Genomic DNA, 26,367 nt, shown 5'->3' on the forward strand with positions numbered 1-26,367 from the left:
GTATTCACTTCCTCGTTAATCTCCTTTCAGGCAGCTCGCATACTGGTTCGCCAGTTGGCTGAGGAACTGCGAATAGCTCGCTTTGCTCAACTGGATATTCGTACCTAGCGGGTCAAGGGTTCCCATGCGCACGGATGTTCCCCTGGCCACGGCTTCTACGACCGCTGGCCTGAACTGTGGCTCAGCAAAAACGCATGTCGCTTTTTGCTCAACCAACTGTGTTCTGATTTCATGTAAACGCTGCGCACCAGGCTGAATTTCAGGGTTGACGGTGAAGTGGCCCAGTGGGGTCAAACCGTAGTGTTTTTCGTAATAGCCGTAGGCGTCATGAAAAACGAAATACCCTTTACCTTTCAACGGTGCGAGCTCATTACCAACCTGCTTATCGGTTGCGGCTAATTGTGCCTCAAAATCCTTCAGGTTGGCGTCTAGTTTGGCTCGACTTTGCGGCATAAGTTCCACTAATTTGTCGTGGATTGCAACCGCTGAAAGCCCCGCTATCTCTGGGGATAACCAAAGATGCATGTTGTACTCGCCGTGATGGTGATCTCCATCACCTTTTTCGCCGTCTGCGGCATGATGGTCATGTTCGTCGCCGTCGTCATCCGCCCCTTTCATGAGCAACGGTTTCACGCCGGAGAGTTCGGCAATCGCGACCTGTTTTTCGCCAGCAACCTGTTTTGCTGACTTTTGCATAAACGCTTCCATTTCAGGACCAATCCAGACGACTAAGTCCGCGTTTTGTAAGCGTTTTACATCTGACGGGCGCAGGGAATAGTCATGCTCAGATGCACCATCAGGGAGCAGAACCTGGGTTTCCGTTACCCCGTCGGCAATGGCCGACGCGATGAATCCGAGTGGTTTAAGCGAAGCGACAACCGCAGCGTTAACATCTTGTGCGGTTGTACCCCAAAGGGCAGCGGATAATGCTGCGAAAAGAAGCGTATTTTTATGTAACATAATGCGACTAATCATCGTAGTGAATGCGTGGAATGTGATATTATAACATTCGTTGACTTCTTCAAGCTTAAAATGACATGACGACATTGGTTTCTCTTGAAAATATTTCGGTCTCATTCGGGCAGCGCCGCGTCCTCTCTGACGTGTCGCTCGATCTGAAGCCCGGCAAAATTCTGACGCTGCTCGGCCCCAATGGCGCAGGCAAATCCACCCTGGTGCGCGTGGTGCTGGGTCTGGTCGCACCCGATGAAGGCGTGATTAAGCGCGAGGAAAAATTGCGTATTGGTTATGTGCCGCAAAAACTTCATCTCGACGCCACGCTGCCGCTGACGGTCAGCCGTTTCCTGCGTCTGCGCCCCGGCACCCGTAAAGCCGATATTCTCCCGGCGCTGAAACGCGTGCAGGCGGGCCATCTTGTCGATGCGCCGCTGCAAAAACTGTCCGGCGGTGAAACTCAGCGTGTTTTGCTTGCCCGCGCGCTGCTGAGCAGCCCGCAGCTGCTGGTACTGGATGAACCAACTCAGGGTGTGGATGTGAATGGTCAGGTTGCGCTTTATGATTTGATCGACCAGCTCCGTCGGGAACTTGATTGCGCCGTGCTGATGGTGTCTCACGACCTGCATCTGGTAATGGCAAAAACCGACGAAGTGCTGTGTCTCAACCACCATATCTGCTGTTCCGGTACGCCTGAAGTGGTGTCAATGCACCCGGAGTTTATCTCCATGTTCGGCCCCCGCGGCGCTGAACAGCTGGGTATTTACCGTCATCATCATAATCATCGCCATGATTTACAGGGACGAATCGTACTGCGTCGGGGAAATGGACACTCATGATTGAACTGTTACTGCCCGGCTGGCTGGCCGGGATTATGCTTGCCTGCGCCGCGGGTCCGCTCGGCTCGTTTGTTGTCTGGCGCAGAATGTCCTATTTTGGCGATACCCTGGCGCATGCGTCCCTGCTGGGCGTAGCCTTTGGTCTGCTGCTGGATGTAAACCCCTTCTACGCGGTGATTGTGGTCACGCTGCTGCTGGCCGCCGGTCTGGTCTGGCTGGAAAAGCGCCCTCACCTCGCCATTGATACGCTGCTTGGCATTATGGCGCACAGTGCCCTGTCTCTGGGCCTGGTGGTGGTCAGCCTGATGTCGAACATCCGCGTGGATCTGATGGCCTACCTCTTCGGCGACCTTCTGGCCGTAACGCCGGAAGATCTCATCGCTATCGCCGTTGGCGTGGTGGTGGTGCTCGCTATTCTGCTCTGGCAGTGGCGGAATTTACTGGCCATGACCGTCAGTCCGGATCTGGCATTTGTCGACGGCGTGAAGCTGCAGCGCGTAAAACTGCTGCTGATGCTGGTGACGGCGTTAACGATTGGTGTCGCAATGAAGTTTGTCGGCGCGCTGATTATTACGTCGCTGCTGATCATCCCTGCCGCCACGGCGCGTCGTTTTGCCCGTACGCCGGAGCAGATGGCCGGCGTAGCCGTGATTATCGGAATGATTGCGGTAACGGGGGGATTAACCTTCTCGGCGTTCTATGACACGCCAGCGGGGCCGTCAGTGGTGCTCAGTGCGGCGGTGCTGTTTATCTTCAGTATGATGAAAAAGACCGCGAACTAACATGGAGGGCGCTGAGGCCCTCACCCTGCCCCTCTCCCTCAAGGAGAGGGAACACAACATTACGGCATTGCCGGTGGCGTAATGCCGAAATGATTCCACGCCCGCACCGTTGCCATACGTCCACGCGGGGTGCGTTGCAGGAAGCCCTGCTGGATCAGATACGGCTCCAGCACATCTTCAATCGTCTCACGCTCTTCCCCAATAGCCGCAGCCAGGTTATCCAGCCCGACAGGGCCGCCAAAGAACTTGTCCAGCACCGCCAGCAGCAGTTTACGGTCCATATAGTCAAAGCCTTCGGCATCGACGTTAAGCATATCCAGCGCCTGAGCGGCGATCTCCGCGGAAATCGAGCCATCGTGCTTCACCTCGGCAAAGTCACGCACGCGGCGCAGCAGGCGGTTGGCGATACGCGGCGTACCGCGGGAACGCTTCGCCACTTCAAACGCGCCCTCTTCGCTCATTTCGAGCCCCATATAGCGGGCGCTACGGCCAACGATGTGCTGGAGATCCGCCACCTGGTAAAACTCGAGACGCTGCACTATGCCGAAACGGTCGCGCAGCGGAGAGGTCAACGACCCGGCGCGGGTGGTGGCGCCAATCAGGGTAAACGGCGGCAGATCGATTTTGATGGAGCGCGCGGCCGGGCCTTCACCGATCATGATATCCAGCTGGTAATCTTCCATCGCCGGATAGAGCACTTCCTCCACCACCGGTGACAGACGGTGGATCTCATCGATAAACAGCACGTCATGCGGTTCGAGGTTGGTCAGCATCGCCGCGAGATCGCCCGCCTTCTCCAGCACAGGACCGGAGGTGGTGCGCAGGTTGACGCCCATTTCATTGGCAACGATATTAGCCAGCGTGGTTTTGCCTAAACCCGGAGGGCCAAAAATGAGCAGGTGATCGAGCGCATCGCCGCGCAGCTTTGCCGCCTGGATGAAAATCTCCATCTGGGAACGAACCTGCGGCTGGCCGATATACTCATCAAGCAGTTTTGGGCGGATCGCGCGATCCACCACGTCATCTGCCTGAATAGTGCCTGCCGACACCAGGCGGTCTGCTTCAATCATCCTTTACCTCACAATGCAGCGCGCAGCGCTTCACGAATCAGGGTTTCACTGCTGGCGTCCGGTTTGGCAATTTTGCTCACCATTCGGCTGGCCTCCTGAGGTTTATAGCCCAGCGCCACCAGCGCGGCAACCGCTTCCTGCTCGGCATCATCATCCGTTGCAGGGCCGCCAGGAGAGGTCAGTACCAAATCGGCAGCCGGAGTGAACAGATCGCCATGCAGACCTTTAAAGCGGTCTTTCATTTCGACAATCAGGCGCTCGGCGGTTTTCTTACCAATGCCCGGAAGCTTAATCAGCGCCGCAGGATCTTCGCGCTCAACGGCATTCACGAACTGTGGTGCCGACATGCCGGACAAAATCGCCAGCGCCAGCTTCGGACCGACGCCGTTGGTTTTAATCAGCTCGCGGAACAGGGTCCGTTCCTGCTTGTTATTGAAGCCGTACAGCAGCTGGGCATCTTCACGCACCACAAACTGGGTAAAGACAATCGCCTCTTTGCCCGCGTCCGGCAGCTCGTAGAAGCAGGTCATCGGCATATGGACTTCATAGCCCACGCCACCTACTTCCAGCAGCACTAACGGGGGTTGTTTTTCAATGATGATGCCTCTGAGTCTGCCTATCACGTGACGCTCCTGCGTTCTGAGAGAAATTAACTGCCGACATAATAAAAAAAGGCTGGATGTTTATCCAGCCTGATTTCTGATTATCGTAACCTGCCTCGCGCCAGATTGAGCCGCGACTCGCTCATTTGCATCGCGTTCTGGCTGACGTGACAGTGGGTAATCGCAATCGCCAGCGCATCCGCGGCGTCGGCCTGCGGGTTCGCGGGAAGCTTCAGCAGGGTACGCACCATATGCTGCACCTGACTTTTCTCCGCGCTCCCAATTCCCACCACCGTCTGCTTGACCTGACGTGCCGCATATTCGAATACCGGCAAATCCTGGTTCACGGCAGCGACGATGGCGACACCGCGCGCCTGACCGAGCTTTAGCGCTGAATCGGCGTTTTTCGCCATAAAGACCTGCTCGATGGCGAAATAGTCCGGCTGAAACTGGGTGATGATCTCCGACACGCCCGCATAAATGAGCTTCAGGCGCGAAGGAAGATCGTCCACTTTGGTGCGAATACAGCCGCTGCCCAGGTAGGTTAACTGGCGTCCCACCTGACGGATAACGCCATAACCGGTGACGCGTGAGCCTGGGTCAATTCCGAGAATAATCGACATCACGCGTCTCCTGTAACGGATTTATACGCTCTCATCAGAGAGTCGCTGCAACCTCATCAGAGATTTCACCGTTGTGGTACACTTCCTGCACGTCGTCGCAGTCTTCGAGCATGTCGATCAGACGCAGCAGTTTCGGTGCCGTTTCCGCATCCATGTCCGCTTTGGTGGACGGGATCATGGACACTTCAGCGTTGTCCGCTTTCAGGCCAGCCGCTTCCAGCGCGTCGCGCACGGCACCCATTTCTTCCCACGCGGTATAAACGTCGATAGCACCGTCATCGAAGGTCACCACGTCTTCCGCACCGGCTTCCAGCGCCGCTTCCATGATCGCATCTTCGTCGCCTTTCTCGAAGGAGATGACGCCTTTTTTGCTGAACAGGTAAGCAACGGAACCGTCAGTGCCCAGGTTGCCACCGGTTTTGGTGAACGCGTGGCGCACTTCCGCAACGGTACGGTTACGGTTGTCGGACAGACACTCAACCATCACCGCAGTACCGCCAGGGCCGTAACCTTCATAAATGATGGTTTCCATGTTCGCGTCTTCGTCACCGCCCACGCCACGTGCGATTGCACGGTTCAGGGTGTCGCGCGTCATGTTGTTAGACAGCGCTTTATCTACAGCCGCGCGCAGACGCGGGTTAGATGCCGGGTCGCCGCCGCCCAGACGCGCTGCTGTCACCAGCTCGCGAATGATTTTGGTAAAGATCTTACCGCGCTTGGCATCCTGTGCCGCTTTGCGGTGTTTGGTGTTGGCCCACTTACTATGACCTGCCATAAAAAGTTCTCCAAAAATCGCGCCTTCTCAGGCTGCGTTAATTACAAATTCTTCAATCGCCTGCCGGTTGCTCCACGACTTGGTCAGTGCGGCGGCATCCGCCGCATTCACCCAGCGGTAGGTCAGATGTTCGGTAAACACGATCTCCCGTTCATGGGGGAGCGCGAGACAGAACCACGACTCCGTATTGCGCTCGGTACCCGGCGCGTAGCGATGACGTAAATGGCTAAAAATTTCAAACTCCACCGTGCGCTGGCAGTCCTTCAGGGTCAGTTGCTCGCGGGCAACGTCAATGGTGACCTCTTCCTTTACTTCGCGCGCGGCGGCCTGCGACGCAGTTTCCCCCTCTTCCAGACTGCCGGTAACCGACTGCCAGAAATCAGGGTCATCGCGCCGCTGCAACATCAGCACCCGCTTCGTGTCTTCTGCATAAATGACCACCAGGACCGAAACGGGAAGCTTATATGCCATATCAGTTTTTCTCTTCCTTCTTCACCACTTCAATGCCCAGCTCGGCCAGAGAGGCCGGGTTGGCAAAGCTTGGCGCTTCGGTCATCAGACACGCTGCGGCAGTGGTTTTCGGGAAGGCAATAACATCACGAATGTTATCGGTGCCGGTCAGCAGCATGGTCAGACGGTCAAGACCGAAGGCCAGGCCCGCGTGCGGCGGCGTACCGTATTTCAGGGCGTCCAGCAGGAAGCCAAACTTCTCGCGCTGCTCCTGCTCGTTGATGCCCAGAATGCCGAACACGGTCTGCTGCATTTCACCGCTGTGAATACGCACGGAACCGCCGCCCACTTCGTAGCCGTTGATCACCATGTCATAAGCGTTGGCGACCGCATCTTCCGGTGCCGCTTTCAGCTCTGCCGCCGTCATGTCTTTTGGCGAGGTGAACGGGTGGTGCATTGCGGTCAGGCCGCCTTCACCGTCGTCTTCAAACATTGGGAAGTCGATAACCCACAGCGGTGCCCATTTGTTTTCATCGGTCAGGCTCAGGTCTTTGCCGAGCTTCAGACGCAGCGCGCCCATCGCATCCGCCACGACTTTCTTGTTGTCTGCGCCGAAGAAGATCATGTCGCCGTCCTGCGCGCCGGTGCGCTCAAGGATCGCTTCCACGATGTCCGCGTTAAGGAATTTCGCTACCGGGCTGGTGATGCCTTCCAGACCTTTCGCACGCTCGGTCACTTTAATATAGGCCAGACCTTTCGCGCCGTAGATCTTGATGAAGTTGCCGTAGTCGTCGATCTGCTTGCGGCTCAGTGCCGCACCGCCCGGTACACGCAGCGCTGCTACGCGGCCTTTAGGATCGTTAGCCGGGCCAGCGAAGACGGCAAACTCAACGCCTTTCACCAGGTCTGCTACGTCCACCAGCTCCATAGGGTTACGCAGGTCGGGTTTGTCGGAGCCGTAACGACGCTCGGCTTCAGCGAAGGTCATAATAGGGAAATCGCCCAGCTCAACGCCTTTCACGTCGTTCCACAGGCTACGCACCAGAGCTTCCATCACTTCACGCACCTGCTCGGCGGTCATGAAGGAGGTTTCCACATCGATCTGGGTAAATTCTGGCTGGCGGTCAGCGCGCAGATCTTCGTCGCGGAAGCATTTCACGATCTGATAGTAGCGATCGAAGCCGGACATCATCAGCAGCTGTTTGAACAGCTGCGGAGACTGCGGCAGCGCGTAGAATTTGCCTTTATGAACGCGGGATGGGACCAGGTAATCGCGCGCGCCTTCCGGCGTGGCTTTGGTCAGCATCGGGGTTTCGATGTCGAGGAAACCGTGGTCATCCATAAAGCGACGCACCAGGCTGGTGATTTTCGCACGGGTTTTCAGGCGCTGAGCCATTTCCGGACGACGCAGATCCAGGTAGCGGTATTTCAGACGCGCTTCTTCAGTGTTGACGTGGTTGGAGTCCAGCGGCAGCGCTTCTGCACGGTTGATAATCACCAGATCGGACGCAAGCACTTCGATGGCGCCCGTCGCCATGTCGGCGTTGACGTTTTTCTCGTCACGCGCGCGCACGGTGCCGGTAACCTGAATGCAGAACTCATTACGCAGCTCAGAGGCCAGCTTCAACGCATCTGCGCGATCTGGATCGAAGAACACCTGAACGATACCTTCGCGGTCGCGCATATCGATGAAGATAAGGCTACCAAGATCACGACGACGATTGACCCAACCACACAGGGTTACCTGCTGTCCAACGTGGGACTGACGCAGCTGCCCGCAATATTCTGTACGCATGAGATATCCCTTAATTAGCCGCAGGCTAAATGTCGCCTGGTATGCAGGCTACTATGTCGCAGCTTTCTGTATGTCACAACTGGATGAAAAAAGGCGGCTATTATACTGGAAATTCCGCCGGACGATAAGAGCGAACCACGGCCTGGCGGTCGTTTGCTGCACTCTTATTGCGCATTCTCACAAAAATTAACAAAATTATCCGACCAGGAACAGGCCATCACGTCGTATGGTGTCTGGAAGTGATTCATTTAACGGGAGTAACGATGTTAACACTTGATGCCAGTAAAACCGCACTTGTCGTGATTGATTTACAGGAAGGCATTCTGCCCTTCGCCGGTGGCCCGCATACCGCGGATGATGTGGTCAGCCGCGCTGCTCGCCTGGCGGAAACATGTCGTGCCAGCGGTGCGCCTGTTGTCATGGTGCGCGTCGGCTGGTCTGCGGATTACGCTGAAGCGTTAAAACAGCCCGTTGATGCAAAGGCTTCCGCACACGCCCTGCCTGAAAACTGGTGGACGTACCCGGCCGCACTCGGCAAACGCGACAGCGACATCGAAGTGACCAAACGCCAGTGGGGGGCATTTTACGGTACCGATCTCGAGCTGCAGCTCCGCCGTCGCGGCATCGACACCATCATCCTGTGCGGCATTTCCACCAACATCGGCGTGGAGTCTACCGCCCGCAACGCGTGGGAGCTGGGCTTTAACCTGGTGATCGCCGAAGATGCCTGCAGCGCGGCCTCCGCGGAACAGCACCAGGGCAGCATGACCCATATCTTCCCGCGCATCGGCCGCGTGCGCAGCACGGATGAGATTGTCAGCGCGCTATGATGTACGTGGGCCTGCCCCAGTGGTCGCACCCGAAATGGGTGCGCCTTGGCATCACCAGCCTTGAGGAGTATGCCCGGCACTTCAACTGTGTCGAGGGTAACACCACCCTGTATGCGCTCCCCAAAGCCGAGATTGTTACGCGCTGGCGGGAACAAACGACCGACGACTTCCGCTTCTGCTTTAAGTTTCCGGCCACCATTTCCCACCAGGCCGCGCTGCGCAACTGCGGGGATTTGACCGAAGAGTTTTTTACGCGCATGTCGCCGCTGGCGAACCGCATCGGTCAGTACTGGATCCAGCTGCCCGCCACGTTTGGCCCGCGCGATTTACCTGCGCTCTGGCAGTTCCTGGATGCCCTGCCCCGTGAATTCGCCTACGGCGTTGAAGTCAGGCATCCTGAATTTTTTGCGAAGGGCGAAGCAGAAAAAGCGCTCAATCGCGGCCTGCTTGAGCGTTCCGTTAACCGGGTGATCCTCGATAGCCGGCCGGTGCACAGCGCTGTCCCCCATAGCGAAGCCATCGTTGAAGCTCAGCGTAAAAAACCCAAAGTGCCGGTCCACGCCATCGTGACCGCGCATAACCCAATGGTCAGGTTTATCGGCAGCGATAACATGCAGCAAAATCAGGCGATGTTCGCCGTCTGGCTGCAAACGTTAGCGAAGTGGGAACACACCACCACGCCGTATCTCTTTTTGCACACGCCGGATATCGCCCAGGCGCCCGAACTGGTCGATGCTCTGTGGCAGGCCTTGCAGGCTGCGGTGCCGTCCGTGGGCAGCGCCCCTTCCATCCCACAACAATCTTCTCTTTTCTGATATCACCCCCTATCATAGTGAAGTGCCATCTGCCAAAAACAGGGAGTTTGTATGGTCAGCGCGCTGTATGCGGTGTTAGGTGCATTACTGCTGATTAAGTTTTCATTTGATGTTGTGCGCCTCAGAACGCTGTACCGCGTCTCTTACGGTGACGGCGGGTTTTCCGAGCTACAAAGCGCTATCCGCATTCACGGCAACGCGGTCGAATACATCCCCGCAGCCTTAATCCTGCTGCTTTTTATGGAGATGAATGGCGCAGAAACCTGGATGGTGCACATCTGTGGCCTGCTTCTTATTGCTGGCCGCCTGATGCACTATTACGGTTTTCACCACCGCTTAATCCGCTGGCGTCGTTCCGGCATGAGCGCGACCTGGTGTTCGCTTTTGCTGATGGTGCTGGCTAACCTGTGGTATATGCCGTGGGAGTTGGTTTTCTCCCTCCATTAGCGCACAATACGCCACTTTATTTTTCCCGGATTTTTACGTTATGTCAGATCGCGACACGCTTTTTTCCGCGCCTATCGCCAGCCTGGGCGACTGGACCTTCGATGAACGGGTAGCCGAAGTCTTCCCGGATATGATCCAGCGCTCTGTTCCCGGTTATTCCAATATTATCTCTATGATCGGCATGCTGGCTGAGCGCTTCGTTCAACCCGGCACGCAGGTCTATGACCTGGGCTGCTCGCTCGGCGCGGCAACGCTGTCGGTTCGTCGTAATGTTCACCACGAAGGCTGCCGAATCATTGCCGTCGATAACTCCCCGGCGATGGTTGAGCGCTGCCGACGCCACATTAACGCGTACAAAGCTCCTGTTCCGGTCGACGTGGTGGAAGGCGATATCCGCGAGATTGAGATCAATAACGCGTCGATGGTGGTGCTGAATTTCACCCTGCAGTTCCTGGTGCCTGAAGACCGCCAGCTGCTGCTGGACAAAATTTATCAGGGGCTGAATCCCGGCGGCGCGCTGGTGCTCTCGGAGAAATTCAGCTTCGAAGATGCCGAGGTTGGCGAACTGCTGTTCAATATGCACCACGATTTCAAACGGGCGAACGGCTACAGCGAGCTGGAGATCAGCCAGAAGCGCAGCATGCTCGAAAACGTGATGCTGACGGATTCCGTAGAAACCCACAAAGCGCGTCTGAGCAAAGCCGGTTTTGAGCACAGCGAACTGTGGTTCCAGTGCTTTAACTTTGGCTCTCTGGTGGCGCTGAAAGCGGGAGAATCCGCATGATCGAATTCAGCAACTTCTATCAGCTGATTGCCAAAAACCAGCTTTCCCACTGGCTGGAAACCTTGCCCGCGCAGATTGCCGCCTGGCAGCGCGATCAGCAGCACGGCCTGTTAAAGCAGTGGTCAAACGCGGTGGAGTATCTGCCCGAACTGACCCCACATCGTCTGGATCTTCTGCACAGCGTAACCGCCGAGAGTGAAGAGCCGCTCCCGGTCGGGCAGATCAACCGCATCGAAACGCTGATGCGTAACCTGATGCCGTGGCGCAAAGGGCCGTTTTCACTTTACGGCGTGAACATCAATACCGAATGGCGCTCGGACTGGAAATGGGATCGCGTGCTGCCCCACCTTTCCGACCTGACCGGACGTACCATTCTGGACGTAGGCTGCGGCAGCGGTTACCACATGTGGCGCATGATTGGCGCGGGGGCGCATCTGGCGGTAGGTATTGACCCGATGCAGCTGTTCCTGTGCCAGTTTGAAGCGGTGCGTAAGCTGCTGGGTAACGACCAGCGCGCGCACCTGCTGCCGCTGGGCATTGAACAACTCCCTGCCCTGAAAGCCTTTGATACCGTCTTCTCCATGGGCGTGCTGTACCACCGTCGTTCCCCGCTGGAACACCTGTGGCAACTGAAGGATCAGCTGGTCAGCGGCGGCGAGCTGGTGCTGGAAACGCTGGTGATTGAAGGCGATGAACATGCCGTTCTGGTCCCGGGCGATCGCTACGCGCAGATGCGCAACGTTTACTTCATCCCTTCCGCGCTGGCGCTGAAGAACTGGCTGGAGAAGTGCGGGTTTGTGGATGTGCGGATTGCCGACGTCAGCGTGACCTCAATTGAGGAACAGCGCCGCACCGACTGGATGATCACCGAATCGCTGGAGCAGTTCCTCGACCCGGCCGACCACAGCAAAACCATCGAAGGCTATCCAGCCCCGATGCGTGCGGTGTTGATTGCGACCAAGCCGTAGTTTTCCCCTCACCCCGGCCCTCTCCCCATAGGGGCGAGGGAGAAAAACCGCACCGAGCCGTCCCCTCTCCCCTATGGGGAGAGGGTTAGGGTGAGGGGATAAAAAAAGGCCCCTGTTGAAATTGCAGGGGCCTGGTACAAGCAAGCATCATATTGGGCGACATGATGCGCGGTAAAAATCGGTACGTTGCTACACGTGATGGCGCTCAATCAGCGACTTCATTTCCGCAACCGACTCTCCCTCTACGCCATAGCGTGAATACTCATCCGCTTCAGCATCCGTCGACATTGACAATCCTGTATTGCGATAACGCATGGGCGAAGGTATCCATTTACCCGCGGAGCTGTGCAGCTCTTCTACCCCTGCGTTTAAAAACCGTTCCAGATTGCTGGCGCGGACTCCCGCACCCGCCATTATTATTGGAACACCGGAATGTGCTTTTAGTTCCGTAATTAATTGCAGTCCTTTTTCAGCTGACGCCTGCTGACCCGATGTCAGGATGCGCGCCACGCCAAGTTCTTCAAGCGTTTCAAAAGCCTGGAGCGGATCTTTACACATATCAAATGCGCGATGAAAAGTGACGGCCAGCCCCTGCGCGGCGCTCATAATCTGACGCATGCGCGGTATATCGATGTTGCCGTCTTCATTCAGCAGGCCGGTCACCAGCCCCGGAAACCCGAGGTCCCGAACGAGTGCGATATCATCAAGCATGGCACTGAACTCGCCCGCCGTGTAACAAAAATCACCGCCGCGCGGACGAATAATCGGGTGAACGGGAATGGTGACGGCCTGACGGGCAGACCTCAACACGCCGTAAGACGGCGTCAGCCCGCCCTCTTTGGGTGCCGCACACAGTTCAATGCGGTCAGCCCCGTGCTTTTGCGCGGTCACGGCACACTCCACGCTGTAACAACAAATCTCCAGCAGCGCCATTTAATCCTCCTGAAATTCCACTAAACGAAACATCATGACACGCCGTCCGTTTTCAGTCCCGGCGTGAACTCACATCTCTTACGCTTCGCTGGCAACGATCTGCTCAATGGTCCACGGATGAAACTTCACCGTGACCTGTCCGTCAGTGACGGCCAGCGTCGGGTTAGGTAACCGCTCGCGCTCGCCTTTGGGTGAACTCGTCTTCACAAAAATCCCCGGCTTGCTTAAGCCTTCGTCGGAAAGGAGGGCCAGCGCGCGCGCGTTCAACGTTTCCGGCTCACCCGGCAGGACTATTTCGATATGCTCCCAGCCTTCGTGCGGATAGCGTTTCTCGCCTGGCCACGGCAGCTCAACCACGCTGAATTGCCAGTGCGCCACGTTCACCGGTTCATGCAGTTTGAACAGGCAAATGGGGCGACCATTGATGATGTTCTCGGAGAGCAACTCGCCGCACCGTTCGAACCCGCGACGCCAGCGCTCGGCCGTGGCATTCTGATGACAGCGCAAAGAGATGTGATCGGCCTCAAGCGGCGCAATATCCAGACCAAGACGGGTGGCAAGTTCTGTGAACGCCTGGGTGAAGCGCGGTAAATCTGCGGAAATATCATGCAGTTCGTCAATGGATTGCCAGTTCGCCATAAGTCACTCTCTTTTCATGTCGCAAAGCCGCTAATTTACTCTGTTGCCCTGTTTTGACCAACCGCAGAATCCGGCTTTTTGCGACTGCATGATTATGCACACCTTCACCGCCTGGATTCTGAGCAATCTTCAGGCCCCGCAATGCTGACGCCAGAGGGCATTTGCAGTATACTCCCGCCCTAAATTCTTTAACTGGCGCGGGCGGCTGTAAGCCCGCATCAAAAACGTAAGGTATCCAGGTGAATATTCAGGCTCTTCTCTCCGAAAAAGTCAGTCAGGCACTGATTGCCGCAGGCGCACCTGCGGATTGCGAACCGCAGGTTCGTCAGTCAGCAAAAGTACAGTTTGGCGACTATCAGGCTAATGGCGTGATGGCAGTGGCTAAAAAACTGGGCATGCCGCCGCGACAGCTCGCTGAGCAGGTACTGACGCATCTGGATCTTTCCGGCATTGCCAGCAAAACCGAAATCGCCGGTCCGGGCTTTATCAACATCTTCCTTGAGCCTGCATTCCTGGCAAGCCACGTTGACGCGGCGCTGAAATCTGACCGTCTGGGCGTTTCCCAGCCGGAGGCGCAGACCGTCGTGATCGACTACTCTGCGCCGAACGTGGCGAAAGAGATGCACGTTGGCCACCTGCGCTCCACTATCATCGGTGATGCCGCGGTGCGCACGCTCGAGTTCCTCGGTCACAAGGTGATCCGCGCGAACCACGTGGGCGACTGGGGTACCCAGTTCGGCATGCTGATTGCTTACCTGGAAAAACAGCAGCAGGAAAACGCGGGTGAAATGGCGCTGGCGGACCTGGAAGGGTTCTACCGCGAAGCCAAAAAACACTACGACGAAGACGAAGCCTTTGCCGAGCGCGCGCGCAGCTATGTGGTAAAACTGCAGGGCGGCGACCAATACTTCCTCGAGATGTGGCGCAAGCTGGTCGACATCACCATGTCTCAGAACCAGCTGACCTATAACCGTCTGAACGTCACCCTGACCCGTGACGACGTGATGGGTGAAAGCCTCTATAACCCAATGCTGCCCGGCATTGTGGCTGACCTGAAAGCCAAAAACCTGGCGGTAGAGAGCGAAGGCGCAACGGTGGTGTTCCTTGATGAGTATAAAAACAAGGAAGGTGAACCGATGGGCGTGATCATCCAGAAAAAGGATGGCGGCTACCTCTACACCACCACAGACATCGCCTGCGCGAAATACCGTTACGAGACGCTGCATGCTGACCGCGTGCTGTACTACATCGACTCCCGTCAGCACCAGCACCTGATGCAGGCGTGGACCATCGTGCGTAAAGCCGGTTACGTGCCGGATTGCGTGCCGCTGGAACACCACATGTTCGGCATGATGCTGGGTAAAGACGGCAAGCCGTTCAAAACCCGTGCGGGCGGTACCGTGAAGCTGTCCGACCTGCTGGACGAAGCGCTGGAACGCGCTCGCCGTCTGGTGGCCGAAAAGAACCCGGACATGTCTGCCGATGAGCTGGAAAAACTGGCCAACGCCGTGGGTATCGGTGCGGTGAAATACGCGGATCTCTCCAAGAACCGTACCACCGACTATATCTTCGACTGGGATAACATGCTGGCGTTTGAGGGCAACACGGCGCCTTACATGCAGTATGCCTACACCCGCGTGCTCTCGGTGTTCCGTAAGGCGAACATTGATGAAAACGTACTGGCGAATGCGACAGTGACCATCACGGAAGATCGTGAAGCACAGCTGGCGGCGCGCCTGCTGCAGTTTGAAGAGACGCTGACGGTTGTCGCGCGTGACGGCACGCCGCACGTGATGTGTGCTTACCTGTACGATCTGGCGGGGCTGTTCTCCGGCTTCTACGAACACTGCCCTATTCTGTCTGCGGAAAACGAATCGGTCCGCAACAGCCGCCTGAAGCTGGCGCAGCTCACGGCGAAGACCCTGAAGCTGGGTCTGGATACCCTGGGTATCGAAACCGTAGAACGCATGTAATACAAAAAACCCGGCAAGCGCCGGGTTTTTTCTTATCAGAAATACTTCCGCAAATATTCCGTTAAACAGAGAATCGCCATCGCCTGTCCGTACGGCATCGACGTCAGCGGGATCTGGCGATAAAACTCAAGATCGCTGCCCATGCCCGTGCCGAACGACGTTTGCAACAGCTCGCCTTCCGGCGAAATATTTTTGACGATACCGCGAATCGCTTTTTCTGCCACTTCGGCATACTCCGCGCCAACGTAGCGCTTGCGCACGGCTTTCAGAATACCGTAGGCAAACCCTGCCGTGGCGGACGCCTCAAGATAAGAATGTGGATCGTCGAGCAGCGTATGCCAGAGCCCGCTGTCGTCCTGATATTTCGCCAGCGCGGCAATCTGCGCATTCAATACCTGCACCAGGTAGCGGCGCACGGCGCTGTTTTCCGGCAGATCCACAAGCTCAAGGAAGTCCGGGATCGCGATGGTGAGCCAGCTGTTGCCGCGCGCCCAGCGGGCACGGGCAAAGTTATGGTTGCCGTCGTAGCTCCAGCCGTGGAACCACAGCCCGGTCTCCCGGTCCATCAGGTTCTGCACGTGCAGCAGGAACTGATACACCGCCTCTTCAACGTATTCCGGTTTGTTGAGCAGCTTGCCGATTTTCGCCAGCGGCAGCACCGTCATCATCAGCGTGTCATCCCACATCTGTTGATGGTTTTCTTCCGCCAGGGTGATGTGCTGCATCCCGCCGTGTTCCGTACGCGGCATCTCGGCCATCGCCCATTCCGCCCAGCTTTCCAGCCACGGCCGCCAGGCCTGATTTTTGGTCTCTTCGTAGCGATAAGCCAGCGTCAGGAACGGCGACATGGTATTCACGTTTTTGGTGGTCGCGCCTTCCGCAAAGCGGTCGGCAAACCAGCTGTCGATGATGTCTCGCATACCTTCGTCGCCGGTCTGGCAGTAATATTGCCAGATACCGTACAGGCCAACGCCGTGCGTCCACTCCCATCCGGCCCAGCCTTTAGTGTCGTTCACGCGCCCGTCGTCCAGCCGCAGCAAAAACTCACCCGTTTTGTCGTGGATATTGACCAGGCTATGCGTCACCTTTTGAATCAGCGATTTCAGCTCGTCCCGGGCGATAAAGCGCTCTGGCTGACGTAATAACGGGCTATGTTTGACAGGCCAAACTTTCATTATCTTAACCTCTGTTGTATGTCGAATTCAGTACCGCGCGATCCTTCAGCGAGGGTGCCGCTGGCTTATTGCGATTCAGATAACCGATGTTGTTATTGCCCCAGAGTGACTCATAAGGCATACCGGCCAGCATCTCAACGGTGGCGCGGGCGTGTGGCGTCGCTGACTCAGGCATCGCATGACCACACTCACGCATTTTCGCGGTCTCCTCGCGCAGCGTGCTGTGGGTCTGCAAATTGAGCCTGAAGCGCAGGGAAACGAGGAAGCCGCAGAACAGCACCAGGATCGTGCCCACGCTCAGGATCGTCAAAATGGTGTGGCTCACTTCCGCAGGCTGCACTTTCTGGCCGCTGACAAAGCCGGACATCTGCATCACGATGCCCACCAGCATCACCGCACCGGCCTGTGACGCCTTACGGGTCAGGGTCATGATGCCCGCGAAGATCCCTTCGCGGCGCTGGCCGGTGATCGCTTCATCCACGTCAGCAATGTAGGTATAGGTGTTCCACGGCACGTAGTTGATACCGCCGCGACCGAGACCGGCAACCGCTGAGATCAGCAACAGCAGAGCGTAGACGTCACTCAGGCCCGCGTAATAGAGCATGGCGTAAGAGAGAGACGCCAGACCAAACAGCACCACGACCATGCGGTAGGACGGTGCTAGCCCGAAACGGATGCACAGCGGGATCATGGCGATAACCGCAAAGAACTGGAAAATAGCCATCGTGCCCAGCAGATTGGACGCCATTGACGCTTCCTGCATCAGCACGAACACCACGTAGTAGGTGAATACCGCATTAAACACGTCCTGCGCGATATAGCCGCCAAGGTACATGCCCAGATGCTGACGGAAAATCTTGATGCGCAGCGTGGAGCTTAACTCAACGATCAGGCGGTTGAGGCTCTGTCCCAGCGTCAGCTTCTTCTTCTCTTCTTCAGCACGCAGCGCCGCTTCTGACCACTCTTCGCGCGGGCGTTCCCAGGTAAAGAACCAGACGAAGGTTAGCATCAGCGCGCAGAGCAAGGAGAAGACCAGGCTTGCGTAGAAGAAGGAGATGGCGTTTTCTTTCCCGAAGTGGGTTAACAGGATCCCCGGCAGGAAGGAGGCCAGAATGGCGGACATCTGCGCCATAGAGATACGCGCCCCGGAGAACTTGGTTTTCTGTTTAAAGTCATCGGTCATTTCCGGTACCAGCGTTTCGTACGGCACCAGAATCATGGTGTAGACAATATCAAACACCAGATAGGTCAGCAGGTAGTACCAGAAGCTCATGTCCCCAACCCACATCAGCGAGTAGCTGAACACGCACGGAATCCCCAGCAGGATAAAAAACTTACGACGGCCGAAGCGCTTACCGAGCCAGGTCGTCCCAAAGTTATCGGTTAAAAAGCCCATTAACGGGCTAACGACGGCATCCAGCACCCTTGCAGCGGCAAAGATAAACGTTGCTTCGATCGGTGAGAGCCCGCAGAAGGTGGTATAAAAATATAAAAGCCAGGCCGCCGTCAGGGCGGTGGTACCCGCCCCGAGGAAATCGCCTGACCCGTAAGCGAGATAATTTGCGAGCCCAATTTTACGTGTTCTCATTGCCGTCACCCCTAATCAGTTTTGGGAGACTCCCTGCAAGCAAGCGTCTTCCGGGAGCTTTTAGACGGCTACAGTAAATGCATCGACCGGTTGATACCTTTCTGTTTCTGCCATCACTAAGAGGGTCAATGGCAATAATGCAAAGAGTACCGTCACGCGCGTCACTGATTTATAAAACAGCGTTTCTATTTGATCAAAAGGTGAGGTCAGTTTTGAGAGCCAGCCATCAAAATTGCTGATGGCTGGTGAAAAGGCAGGGTGTTAGCGGTAGTTCACGATGACAGAATTACTCTGTACTTTCAGCGCCGGGATTAAACGTCCCCCGCCCGGCACTTCCCAGATGAAACGCAAAGGTTCAATGGCCGGTACGCCGTTGAACGCCTGCGTCGTGCCATTTTCGCCGTCAATTTCCGTGCAGCGCGTCTGAGAACAGAGGCGCACCCGCAGCCCTGCGGGCGTTGGGCCAATCAGCCGGTAATTCCAGACCACAAGGCCCATCTGACCGGAAACGCCTTCAGAAGGCGACAGCGGGTTAGATGACATAGCAACGCCCCGGTTGCTGAGGGTCACACCCATGCTGCTTGCCTGCCAGGTGCCTTCCCCGGCAGCGTGCGCCGCCAGCGGGAAGAACAAAATCCAGAGCCATTTACGCATTATTTTCCTCCGATCGTCGCGGTCATGCGGATGTGACGGTTATCCGACAGCTCCATATTCGACAGCACGACCAGCTGGTTCAGGCTACGACGCAGGAAGCGCGACAGCAGCGGACGCAGCGCATGGTTCACCAGCAGCACCGGCGGCGCGCCCAGCATCTCCTGGCGCGCCAGCGCCTCCTGCGTTTGCGCCAGCAGACGGTCCGCCAGGCCCGGCTCCAGGCCGCCCCCGCCCTGCAGGGCCTGCAGCAGCAGGCGTTCAAGCGGCGTATCGAGGCCAATGACCTGCACTTCTCCGGTTCCCGGGAACCACTGCTGGGTGATCGCACGACCCAGCGCCACGCGTACCACCGCCGTCAGCTCGTGCGGATCGCTTTGTATCGGCGCATGCTCGGCAAGGGTTTCGAGAATGGTGCGCATATCGCGGATCGGCACTTTCTCTTCGAGCAGGTTTTGCAGCACCTTGTGCAGCGTGGTTAAAGTCACCACGCCCGGGACCAGATCTTCCGTCAGCTTCGGCATCTCCTGCGTGACGCGGTCAAGCAGCTGCTGCGCTTCCTGACGGCCAAACAGCTCTGCCGAGAATTGCCCGATCAGGTGATTAAGATGGGTCGCCACCACGGTACTGGCTTCAACAACCGTATAGCCCTGGATTTGCGCCTGCTCTTTCAGGGCACTTTCAATCCAGATAGCGGCCAGACCAAAGGCCGGATCGATGGTTTGCTCGCCCGGCAGCGTGCCTGCGGCGGTGCCCGGGTTAATCGCCAGCCAGCGGCCCGGATAGGCATCACCGCTGCCTATTTCGACCCCTTTCATCAGAATGCGGTAGCGCGCGGGCGGCAGGTCCATATTGTCGCGGATGTGTACAACCGGCGGCAGGAAGCCCATGTCCTGGGCGAATTTTTTACGGATACTGCGGATACGGCCAAGCAGCTCGCCATCCTGCTGGAAATCGACCATCGGAATCAGGCGATAGCCCACTTCCATTCCCAGGGAATCTTCCAGCTGAACGTCGTTCCAGGTCGCTTCGACGGCCTGGGTATTTTCCGGCATTTTTACCTGAACAGGCTCCGCTGCCGGTTTGATTTCACGGCCACGCATCCACCAGGCAAGCCCCAGCAGACCCGCCGTAAACAGCAGGAAGACGAGGTTTGGCATCCCCGGCACCAGGCCGAGCAAACCCAGAACGGCAGCGGCCAGCAGCATAACGCGCGGGTTACTGAAGAGCTGGCCGACCATCTGCTCGCCAACGTCCTGGTCGGTACTCACGCGGGTCACAATCACACCCGCCGCAGTCGAGATAACCAGCGCCGGGATCTGTGCGACCAGACCATCACCAATGGTCAGCAGCGTATAGCTTTCCGCCGCGTGCCCCATGTCCATCCCGTGCTGCAATACCCCCACCAGCAGGCCGCCGACCACGTTAATCACCATGATCAGAATGCCTGCGATAGCGTCACCGCGCACAAACTTGCTCGCACCGTCCATGGAGCCGTAGAAGTCCGCCTCCTGCGTCACTTCCGAACGGCGTTTTTTGGCTTCATCTTCGGCAATAAGGCCGGCGTTCAGGTCGGCGTCGATCGCCATCTGCTTGCCCGGCATCCCGTCCAGCACAAAACGCGCGCCCACTTCCGCGATACGCCCTGCACCTTTGGTAATAACCATAAAGTTGATGATAACGAGGATAACGAACACCACGATACCGATAGCGAAATTGCCGCCCACCAGGAAGTGGCCGAATGCCTCCACCACTTTACCTGCCGCTGCAGCACCGGTGTGACCTTCCATCAGAATGATACGCGTGGACGCCACGTTCAACGCCAGTCGGAGCAAGGTGGTAAACAGCAGAATGGTCGGGAACGCGGCAAACTCCAGGGTACGTTGGGTGAACATCGCCACCAGCAGCACCATAATGGACAGCGCAATATTGAAAGTGAAAAGCAGATCGAGGATGAATGCCGGGAGCGGCAGTACCATCATCGACAGAATTAGCAGGATCAGAATCGGTCCGGCAAGGATCTGCCATTGAGTCGATTTCAGGTTGCCGGGCAGGCGCAACATTGCCACCAGATTAGCCATCAGTGTCCTTCTCGTTCATAAAATCCAGCGCGGCAGGCACCGGAAGGTTTTCAGGTTTCACAGGCCGCTGACCGCCAGCCAGACGCCAGCGCTTCAACTGCCACACCCAGGCCAGCACTTCCGCCACGGCGGCGTAGAGTTGTCCCGGGATCTGTTGTCCGATATCCGCATGGCGGTACAGGGCACGCGCCAGCGGAGGGGCTTCCAGGATCGGCACGCGGTTTTCAGTACCAATTTCCCGGATACGCAGTGCGATCAGCCCCGCCCCTTTCGCAACGACTTTCGGCGCGCTCATTTTGTTTTCGTCATAGCGCAGCGCAACGGAATAGTGTGTCGGGTTGGTGACGATGACGTCGGCCTTCGGCACATCGTCCATCATCCGGCGACGGGCGGCGGCACGCTGCATCTGGCGGATGCGCCCTTTCACGTGCGGGTCACCTTCCATCTGCTTATATTCGTCACGGATATCCTGACGCGACATGCGCAGCTTTTTGAAATGGGTATAAAGCTGGAAGATCACGTCAAAACCCACCATCGGGATAATGCTGAGCACCACCAGCAGCGCGCAAAGCCCAACCAGATTCAGCGCGTTGCTCATCGCGGTGAGCGGCGATTCGCTGATAAGACGCATCATTTCCGGCCAGTGGTACCAGAGGTAAAATCCCGCGGAACTGCCCATCAGCACCGATTTGAGAACGGCTTTGAGCAGCTCAGCCCCGGTCTGCGCAGAGAACATTTTCGCGATACCCGGCAGCGGGTTCAGTTTGGAAAATTTCGGTTGTAGCGATTTGGCACTAAAAACCAGGCCGCCGAGCATCACCGGAGAAACCAGCGCGACCAGCACGACCCCGGTAATCAAAGGCAGCAGCGCGACCATGGCCCCTTTAATAAGCTGAATAATCTGGCTGAGGATCAGATTCGGATCGTTGACCATGCTGTGGTCAAAACGTAACCCGGTGGACAACATTCCCGCCAGCTTGCGGGCGAGCGACTCCCCGCCCCACCAGATAATGCACACCCCTACGATAAGGATCAGCAGGGAGGTCAATTCTCGGGATCGGGGGATCTGCCCTTCCTCACGCGCTTTTTCTAGTCGGTGGGGTGTGGGGGCTTCCGTTTTGTCGTCGTTCTCTTCTGCCACAGTGCATGCTCAGCCCATTACGTCACGGGTATCATGCCAGCACCGCCTTTCATCAATGGGCAGAAAAACCCCTATAACCGGGTCTTTTTATCCTGTTTAAGCCCCCCTCCGCAATTCGGGTTAGGGAAAAAAGGGCAAGGAATGTTCGAACGAACATTCTCCAGCTTTTGTGATGTGTTTCATATTACAAAATGAATTAAGCGCAGTTTTAAAGAACATTCACTCTAAAATATCCCGAAAGAAAATTAACATAACCGTCGATTTTAACCTCCCGGCATTGCAGGAATGATATAACTATGTAAATTTAATAATTCACAGCAATCGAAACCATATAAATCATTCCCCTACATAATCCAAAAATGGATAAATCTATATAACATTAATCCTGAGACTACCTTACCAGCAGGAAATTAAATGTTATAATTTCATACGACATAATTTACTTTTCACCAGAAAGCAAAATGTATGCCAGATATTTCTTTTTACTTAAAGGGACATTTAATATGGATTTCAAAAAGAATATTATTGCGGGCTTAGCCCTTGCAACACTGTCGATGAATGGTTTCGCCGCAGAAATGAATGCCGGCACTATTCACTTTACGGGTGAAATTATCGAATCAAGCTGTACCATTCAGGGTGCCGACGGCACAGACAGTACTATCCCACTGGGTACCTATCCTACATCATTGTTTAATACCGTTGGGAAGGAGACCGCACTTACGGAGTTCTCCATTACGCTGGCGAACTGCCCGTTAACAAGCGCTGGGCTTCCGGCTGTTCAGCTGACCTTTAACGGCCCAACGACCCTGACCAAGACCAAGACGCTGCTGGACGTCAGTAAAATTACCACCACGGGCGAAACCGCGGCCACCGGTATCGGCATTGCCGTCAGCCCGGCGGGTAAAGATGATAAGCTCATCACGATGGACGGCGCTGAAGGGCAGATCTATATCGAACTGGCGACAAAATCCGAAGATACGATTAAAGCTGATTTTAATGCCCGCTATAAATCATTTGCAGATGCGGTTACCGCCGGTCCGGCAGATGCTGATATGACGGTAAATATTCTTTACCGTTAATAATCGTATTACTGATATTCATAATATATATATTTAGGCGTCATGACATTTAAGGAGTCATGATCTGATAATAGTCCGGACTCGGACTATTATCATTTCCCTTCAACCTCCTTTATTAAAGGTTTCACTATGCGCATTTCACTCCAGGTCTTATTATGCATCCCTGTTATTGCGAGCACCTTTTGTCACGCAGCAGGTATTCAGATCGGTCGCACACGCATAATCTACGATGCCGCGAAAAAGGAAGTTGCCCTGCCCTTACAAAATAATGATAAAGAGCTTCCATGGTTAATACAGTCATGGACGGATACAGGTGATGGTAAAACGCACGGACCGTTTATCGTGACACCGCCTCTCTTTCGGCTCGATCCGCAAAAAGAGCAAAGCCTGCGTATTACCTGGAACGGGACAACCTTAGCAGGCGATAAAGAGTCTCTGTTCTATATGAACGTACGAACCGTTCCTGCCACGGCTACGGATGAGGGAGACAAAAACGTCCTGCGGTTAATCTATAAAACGCGTCTGAAACTGTTCTGGCGCCCTGTCGGACTGAGCGGTACGCCCTCTGAATCCTGCAAAAACCTGCGCTTCGCGCGTCATGGTCAACAGCTCACTGTCATCAACGAGGGGGCGTTCTACAGCGTCTTTGATTCACTTGCGCTGGGAGTGCACAAAGTGGAGAAAGCCGACATGGTTGCCCCTAAATCCCACGCTGACATTCCTCTCCCTGACAATGCTCAGGGGACGAGCGTCACCTGGCGCTGCATAACCGATTATGGCAATGCTTCCGAAAAATACACCGCCACCCTGGCGCAGGAATAAAAGACCGCGATGATGACAGGACGTAATGATATGTCATACGAGCGGCTCTTTAGACCGAATCCGCTTCTTCGCTGCCTTGGCGGTGTCTTGCTCATCGCGAGCTTCTCGACGCTGGCCCGTGAGTATCGTTTCTCTCCCTCATCGCTTGAAGGAGACATGCTGGCCCAGCAGGATATCGACCTTTCACTCTTTTCAAAGTCGAATGCTCAGCTACCCGGCACCTATTCTTCACGAGTGCAGGTGAACGAACACCGCCTGAGCACCACCAATATCGCTTACGTCAGCTCGCCGGAAGGGTCACTGATACCGCAGCTCACACCGGATATGCTGCGGGCATGGGGGGTTGCTATCGACCAGTATCCCGCCTTGCTTGCGTTACCAGGCAAGGCTTTACCCAAAGATATCAGCAACTATATCCCCCAGGCCTCCGCGCGGCTTGATTTTTCAACCATGACATTAGCGTTGAGTATTCCTCAGGCCGCGTTAAGTGGTACCGGTCGCGATTACATCGATCCCTCTCGGTGGGACGACGGTGTTCCCGTGTTGTTCAGTGACTACGCTTTCTCAGGATCAAAAAATAAGGAGAGCGGCGACAACAGCGCCACCAGTCAGTATCTGAATTTGCGCACCGGCGCCAACCTGGGTGGCTGGCGAGTGCGCAACTATTCAACGTGGAGCAATTCAGAGAATGAAAACCTGTGGGAAAACATCAATACCTTCCTCCAGCATGACGTTGACGCCCTCAAGGCACAGTTCACGGCCGGAGAAAGCAACACGCGGGGCGAGGTATTTGATAGCTTACAGTACCGGGGCGTTAACCTTGCGTCGGATGAAGAGATGCTTCCCTACAGCCAACGCGGCTATGCCCCTGTCATACGCGGCATCGCCAGTTCAAATGCGGAAGTCTCGGTACGCCAGAATGGCTACCTCATCTATCAGCAAAATGTCGCGCCGGGCGCGTTCGAAATCGACGATCTCTACTCCACGACCAACAGCGGCGATCTGGACGTTACGGTGAAAGAGGCTGACGGCACCGAGCATCGCTTTACGCAGCCCTACTCCAGTATCGCGGTTATGCTGCGGCCTGGGCGTATGAAGTACGAAATGACAGCAGGCCGTTATCGTGCTGAAAGCGGGAGCGACCAAAAGGAACCCGATTTTTTCCAGGGAAGCATGATTTACGGTTTAAATAACCTTCTCACCTGGTTTGGAGGGCTGACGCTCTCGAAAGACTATAACGCAGCCAATACCGGTGCCGGTCTGGCGCTCGGGCCGCTGGGCTCGCTGTCCGCTGACGTTACCATGGCCGATACCCGGCTAGACGATAACAGCCAGCATTCCGGCCAGTCATGGCGTTTGCTTTATACCGGTAAACTGGATTCGACCGATACCAACTTCAGCCTCGGCAGCTACCGATACTCCAGCCGCGGGTATTACAGCTTTGCCGACGCCAACCAAAAACTTGACGCTCACGAAGACGATCTGCAGTTTCGTTACAATAAACGCAACCGCATTCAGGCCAGCGTTAGCCAAACCGTTGCTGGGGTGAGTCTGTATCTTAACGGTTATCAGCAGGATTACTGGGGCACCTCTAAAAAAGAGCGCAGCCTGTCTCTGGGATTCAATACCGTTGTTGCCGGCACGAGCTATCACATTGCCTATACGTACAGCAAAACCAACGGCGACGAGTCTGACAGGATGGTCTCTTTGGGATTTAGCATTCCTCTCGCCAGATGGCTGCCACGCGCCTGGAGTAGCTATAACATCAGCAACACTAAAAATGGCTACACGCGGCAAAACGTGGGCCTCAACGGCACGCTTCTGGAGGATGAGCGTCTGAGCTACTCGTTGCAGCAGAGCCACTCCAACCAGGACGGGGAAGATATCAGCAGCGTCTATGGCAGCTACCGCTCGCAATACGCCAATCTGACCGCCGGATATTACGCTTCCACCGATCACTCTCAGCAGCTTAACTACGGCATTAGCGGCGCTATTGTTGCCCATCCTCAGGGCATCACGCTGGCTCAACCTTTAGGAAGCCAGTTTGCTATCGTCAATGCCAACGACGCTTCCGGCGTCCGTTTCCTGAACCAGCGGGGTATTCAGACCGACTGGCAGGGTAACGCAGTCATTCCATCACTCACTCCGTACCAGGAGAACAATATTCGTATTGATACCTCGAGCCTGCCGGAAAATGTGGACAGCAGCGATACCGCCATCACCGTCATTCCCTCGCGCAACGCGGCGGTGCTGGCCAGATTTGATGCCCACACAGGCTACCGGATGCTGGTCACCCTGAAGCGTCCAAACGGTCTCCCCGTTCCGTTCGGCGCCATCGCGACCAGTAGCGACCCGGTGATGAGCGGCATTGTCGATGAAACCAGCACCGTCTATCTGTCAGGCATTGGAGAGACCGCGCAGCTCACCGTGAAGTGGGGCAACGGCACGGGCCAACAGTGCCGCGCCAGCATTACGCAACAGTCAGCCAACCAAACCGAAAGCCCTAACGGTATTCGCTCGGTTAGCGAGCTTTGTCAGCAGGAATAAGCAC

25 protein-coding genes are annotated in these 26,367 nt (G+C 56.0%); 11 read left to right on the forward strand and 14 right to left on the reverse strand.

The window, feature by feature from the left end:
- Positions 1-15: 15 nt before the first annotated feature.
- Positions 16-960, reverse strand: coding sequence for a zinc ABC transporter substrate-binding protein ZnuA (znuA, locus tag IM317_RS11230; protein WP_033146550.1), 945 nt, complete (start codon positions 958-960; stop codon positions 16-18).
- Between the two features lie 77 nt (positions 961-1,037).
- Here znuA and znuC point away from each other — a divergent pair, with 77 nt between their 5' ends.
- Positions 1,038-1,793 carry a zinc ABC transporter ATP-binding protein ZnuC gene (gene znuC, locus IM317_RS11235; RefSeq protein WP_023312233.1) on the forward strand — a complete coding sequence of 252 codons (756 nt, stop codon included), beginning with the start codon at positions 1,038-1,040 and terminating at the stop codon, positions 1,791-1,793.
- Positions 1,790-2,575 carry a zinc ABC transporter permease subunit ZnuB gene (znuB, locus tag IM317_RS11240; protein WP_029741768.1) on the forward strand — a complete coding sequence of 262 codons (786 nt, stop codon included), beginning with the start codon at positions 1,790-1,792 and terminating at the stop codon, positions 2,573-2,575. The genes znuC and znuB overlap by 4 nt, the downstream gene beginning before the upstream one ends.
- Positions 2,576-2,634: 59 nt before the next feature.
- Here znuB and ruvB read toward each other — a convergent pair whose 3' ends face one another.
- The 6 genes from ruvB to aspS form a co-directional block, all read right to left on the reverse strand.
- On the reverse strand, positions 2,635-3,645 hold the full coding sequence (gene ruvB, locus IM317_RS11245) for a Holliday junction branch migration DNA helicase RuvB (protein WP_023312235.1): 1,011 nt from the start codon (positions 3,643-3,645) through the stop codon (positions 2,635-2,637).
- An 8-nt stretch (positions 3,646-3,653) separates the two neighbouring features.
- A complete protein-coding gene (gene ruvA / locus IM317_RS11250) occupies positions 3,654-4,268 on the reverse strand; it encodes a Holliday junction branch migration protein RuvA (RefSeq protein WP_023312236.1) in 615 nt (204 codons plus the stop codon).
- 80 nt (positions 4,269-4,348) lie between these two features.
- Positions 4,349-4,870, reverse strand: a complete 522-nt coding sequence (gene ruvC, locus IM317_RS11255) for a crossover junction endodeoxyribonuclease RuvC (protein ID WP_003859749.1) — start codon at positions 4,868-4,870, stop codon at positions 4,349-4,351.
- Between the two features lie 34 nt (positions 4,871-4,904).
- Positions 4,905-5,645, reverse strand: a complete 741-nt coding sequence (locus IM317_RS11260) for a YebC/PmpR family DNA-binding transcriptional regulator (RefSeq protein ID WP_008500447.1) — start codon at positions 5,643-5,645, stop codon at positions 4,905-4,907.
- A 27-nt stretch (positions 5,646-5,672) separates the two neighbouring features.
- Complete coding sequence (gene nudB / locus IM317_RS11265; RefSeq protein WP_033145850.1) at positions 5,673-6,116, reverse strand: dihydroneopterin triphosphate diphosphatase; 444 nt, start codon at positions 6,114-6,116, stop codon at positions 5,673-5,675.
- A 1-nt stretch (position 6,117) separates the two neighbouring features.
- Positions 6,118-7,890, reverse strand: coding sequence for an aspartate--tRNA ligase (gene aspS, locus IM317_RS11270; protein ID WP_023312238.1), 1,773 nt, complete (start codon positions 7,888-7,890; stop codon positions 6,118-6,120).
- Positions 7,891-8,153: 263 nt separating this feature from the next.
- Between aspS and IM317_RS11275 the strand changes: the two genes are divergently transcribed.
- The 5 genes from IM317_RS11275 to cmoB are packed head-to-tail and all read left to right on the forward strand — an operon-like array spanning position 8,154 to position 11,734.
- Positions 8,154-8,720 (forward strand): hydrolase, encoded by a 567-nt coding sequence (locus IM317_RS11275; protein WP_033145852.1) that lies wholly within the window; start codon positions 8,154-8,156, stop codon positions 8,718-8,720.
- Positions 8,717-9,535 carry a DUF72 domain-containing protein gene (locus IM317_RS11280; protein WP_033145853.1) on the forward strand — a complete coding sequence of 273 codons (819 nt, stop codon included), beginning with the start codon at positions 8,717-8,719 and terminating at the stop codon, positions 9,533-9,535. The genes IM317_RS11275 and IM317_RS11280 overlap by 4 nt, the downstream gene beginning before the upstream one ends.
- A gap of 51 nt (positions 9,536-9,586) precedes the next feature.
- The gene (locus IM317_RS11285) at positions 9,587-9,982 is read left to right on the forward strand and encodes an MAPEG family protein (protein WP_021240443.1); all 396 of its coding nucleotides are present in this window, start codon (positions 9,587-9,589) and stop codon (positions 9,980-9,982) included.
- A 40-nt stretch (positions 9,983-10,022) separates the two neighbouring features.
- The gene (gene cmoA, locus IM317_RS11290) at positions 10,023-10,766 is read left to right on the forward strand and encodes a carboxy-S-adenosyl-L-methionine synthase CmoA (RefSeq protein WP_033145854.1); all 744 of its coding nucleotides are present in this window, start codon (positions 10,023-10,025) and stop codon (positions 10,764-10,766) included.
- Positions 10,763-11,734: a tRNA 5-methoxyuridine(34)/uridine 5-oxyacetic acid(34) synthase CmoB gene (gene cmoB / locus IM317_RS11295; protein ID WP_033145855.1), complete on the forward strand. Its 972-nt coding sequence runs from the start codon at positions 10,763-10,765 to the stop codon at positions 11,732-11,734. Before cmoA ends, cmoB begins: the two co-directional genes overlap by 4 nt.
- Before the next feature lie 189 nt (positions 11,735-11,923).
- On the opposite strand, the gene cutC is transcribed toward cmoB, so the two are convergent.
- Both cutC and IM317_RS11305 read right to left on the reverse strand, forming a co-directional pair.
- Positions 11,924-12,667, reverse strand: a complete 744-nt coding sequence (gene cutC / locus IM317_RS11300; RefSeq protein WP_033145856.1) for a copper homeostasis protein CutC — start codon at positions 12,665-12,667, stop codon at positions 11,924-11,926.
- 78 nt (positions 12,668-12,745) lie between these two features.
- On the reverse strand, positions 12,746-13,306 hold the full coding sequence (locus IM317_RS11305) for a VOC family protein (RefSeq protein ID WP_033145857.1): 561 nt from the start codon (positions 13,304-13,306) through the stop codon (positions 12,746-12,748).
- A gap of 239 nt (positions 13,307-13,545) precedes the next feature.
- Here IM317_RS11305 and argS point away from each other — a divergent pair, with 239 nt between their 5' ends.
- A complete protein-coding gene (gene argS / locus IM317_RS11310; protein ID WP_033145858.1) occupies positions 13,546-15,279 on the forward strand; it encodes an arginine--tRNA ligase in 1,734 nt (577 codons plus the stop codon).
- Positions 15,280-15,314: 35 nt separating this feature from the next.
- Here the strand turns inward: argS and IM317_RS11315 are convergent, their stop codons facing one another.
- The 5 genes from IM317_RS11315 to flhB all read right to left on the reverse strand — a co-directional run bounded on the left by IM317_RS11315 (position 15,315) and on the right by flhB (position 21,915).
- A complete protein-coding gene (locus tag IM317_RS11315) occupies positions 15,315-16,454 on the reverse strand; it encodes a glycoside hydrolase family 105 protein (RefSeq protein WP_033145859.1) in 1,140 nt (379 codons plus the stop codon).
- A 4-nt stretch (positions 16,455-16,458) separates the two neighbouring features.
- Complete coding sequence (locus tag IM317_RS11320; protein WP_033145860.1) at positions 16,459-18,042, reverse strand: MFS transporter; 1,584 nt, start codon at positions 18,040-18,042, stop codon at positions 16,459-16,461.
- A gap of 261 nt (positions 18,043-18,303) precedes the next feature.
- Positions 18,304-18,696 carry a flagellar protein FlhE gene (locus IM317_RS11325; RefSeq protein WP_033145861.1) on the reverse strand — a complete coding sequence of 131 codons (393 nt, stop codon included), beginning with the start codon at positions 18,694-18,696 and terminating at the stop codon, positions 18,304-18,306.
- A complete protein-coding gene (gene flhA / locus IM317_RS11330; RefSeq protein ID WP_033145862.1) occupies positions 18,696-20,774 on the reverse strand; it encodes a flagellar biosynthesis protein FlhA in 2,079 nt (692 codons plus the stop codon). Before flhA ends, IM317_RS11325 begins: the two co-directional genes overlap by 1 nt.
- Complete coding sequence (gene flhB, locus IM317_RS11335) at positions 20,767-21,915, reverse strand: flagellar biosynthesis protein FlhB (RefSeq protein WP_033145863.1); 1,149 nt, start codon at positions 21,913-21,915, stop codon at positions 20,767-20,769. The genes flhA and flhB overlap by 8 nt, the downstream gene beginning before the upstream one ends.
- A gap of 461 nt (positions 21,916-22,376) precedes the next feature.
- On the opposite strand from flhB, the gene IM317_RS11340 reads away from it, so the two are divergent.
- The 3 genes from IM317_RS11340 to IM317_RS11350 all read left to right on the forward strand — a co-directional run bounded on the left by IM317_RS11340 (position 22,377) and on the right by IM317_RS11350 (position 26,363).
- On the forward strand, positions 22,377-22,994 hold the full coding sequence (locus tag IM317_RS11340) for a fimbrial protein (protein WP_308417537.1): 618 nt from the start codon (positions 22,377-22,379) through the stop codon (positions 22,992-22,994).
- A 129-nt stretch (positions 22,995-23,123) separates the two neighbouring features.
- A complete protein-coding gene (locus IM317_RS11345) occupies positions 23,124-23,816 on the forward strand; it encodes a molecular chaperone (RefSeq protein WP_033145865.1) in 693 nt (230 codons plus the stop codon).
- 9 nt (positions 23,817-23,825) lie between these two features.
- Complete coding sequence (locus tag IM317_RS11350) at positions 23,826-26,363, forward strand: fimbria/pilus outer membrane usher protein (RefSeq protein WP_033145866.1); 2,538 nt, start codon at positions 23,826-23,828, stop codon at positions 26,361-26,363.
- Positions 26,364-26,367: the final 4 nt, after the last annotated feature.

It is taken from the genome of Enterobacter cloacae complex sp. S3 (assembly GCF_014930495.1).
GTDB lineage: Bacteria > Pseudomonadota > Gammaproteobacteria > Enterobacterales > Enterobacteriaceae > Enterobacter > Enterobacter asburiae_B.

Coding starts and splice junctions, on each gene's coding strand:
- znuA (WP_033146550.1), bottom strand. CDS start 960: ATGTTACATAAAAATACGCTTCTTTTCGCAGCATTATCCGCTGCCCTT.
- znuC (WP_023312233.1), top strand. CDS start 1,038: ATGACGACATTGGTTTCTCTTGAAAATATTTCGGTCTCATTCGGGCAG.
- znuB (WP_029741768.1), top strand. CDS start 1,790: ATGATTGAACTGTTACTGCCCGGCTGGCTGGCCGGGATTATGCTTGCC.
- ruvB (WP_023312235.1), bottom strand. CDS start 3,645: ATGATTGAAGCAGACCGCCTGGTGTCGGCAGGCACTATTCAGGCAGAT.
- ruvC (WP_003859749.1), bottom strand. CDS start 4,870: ATGTCGATTATTCTCGGAATTGACCCAGGCTCACGCGTCACCGGTTAT.
- IM317_RS11260 (WP_008500447.1), bottom strand. CDS start 5,645: ATGGCAGGTCATAGTAAGTGGGCCAACACCAAACACCGCAAAGCGGCA.
- nudB (WP_033145850.1), bottom strand. CDS start 6,116: ATGGCATATAAGCTTCCCGTTTCGGTCCTGGTGGTCATTTATGCAGAA.
- aspS (WP_023312238.1), bottom strand. CDS start 7,890: ATGCGTACAGAATATTGCGGGCAGCTGCGTCAGTCCCACGTTGGACAG.
- IM317_RS11275 (WP_033145852.1), top strand. CDS start 8,154: ATGTTAACACTTGATGCCAGTAAAACCGCACTTGTCGTGATTGATTTA.
- IM317_RS11280 (WP_033145853.1), top strand. CDS start 8,717: ATGATGTACGTGGGCCTGCCCCAGTGGTCGCACCCGAAATGGGTGCGC.
- IM317_RS11285 (WP_021240443.1), top strand. CDS start 9,587: ATGGTCAGCGCGCTGTATGCGGTGTTAGGTGCATTACTGCTGATTAAG.
- cmoA (WP_033145854.1), top strand. CDS start 10,023: ATGTCAGATCGCGACACGCTTTTTTCCGCGCCTATCGCCAGCCTGGGC.
- cmoB (WP_033145855.1), top strand. CDS start 10,763: ATGATCGAATTCAGCAACTTCTATCAGCTGATTGCCAAAAACCAGCTT.
- cutC (WP_033145856.1), bottom strand. CDS start 12,667: ATGGCGCTGCTGGAGATTTGTTGTTACAGCGTGGAGTGTGCCGTGACC.
- IM317_RS11305 (WP_033145857.1), bottom strand. CDS start 13,306: ATGGCGAACTGGCAATCCATTGACGAACTGCATGATATTTCCGCAGAT.
- IM317_RS11315 (WP_033145859.1), bottom strand. CDS start 16,454: ATGAAAGTTTGGCCTGTCAAACATAGCCCGTTATTACGTCAGCCAGAG.
- IM317_RS11320 (WP_033145860.1), bottom strand. CDS start 18,042: ATGAGAACACGTAAAATTGGGCTCGCAAATTATCTCGCTTACGGGTCA.
- IM317_RS11325 (WP_033145861.1), bottom strand. CDS start 18,696: ATGCGTAAATGGCTCTGGATTTTGTTCTTCCCGCTGGCGGCGCACGCT.
- flhA (WP_033145862.1), bottom strand. CDS start 20,774: ATGGCTAATCTGGTGGCAATGTTGCGCCTGCCCGGCAACCTGAAATCG.
- IM317_RS11340 (WP_308417537.1), top strand. CDS start 22,377: ATGTATGCCAGATATTTCTTTTTACTTAAAGGGACATTTAATATGGAT.
- IM317_RS11345 (WP_033145865.1), top strand. CDS start 23,124: ATGCGCATTTCACTCCAGGTCTTATTATGCATCCCTGTTATTGCGAGC.
- IM317_RS11350 (WP_033145866.1), top strand. CDS start 23,826: ATGATGACAGGACGTAATGATATGTCATACGAGCGGCTCTTTAGACCG.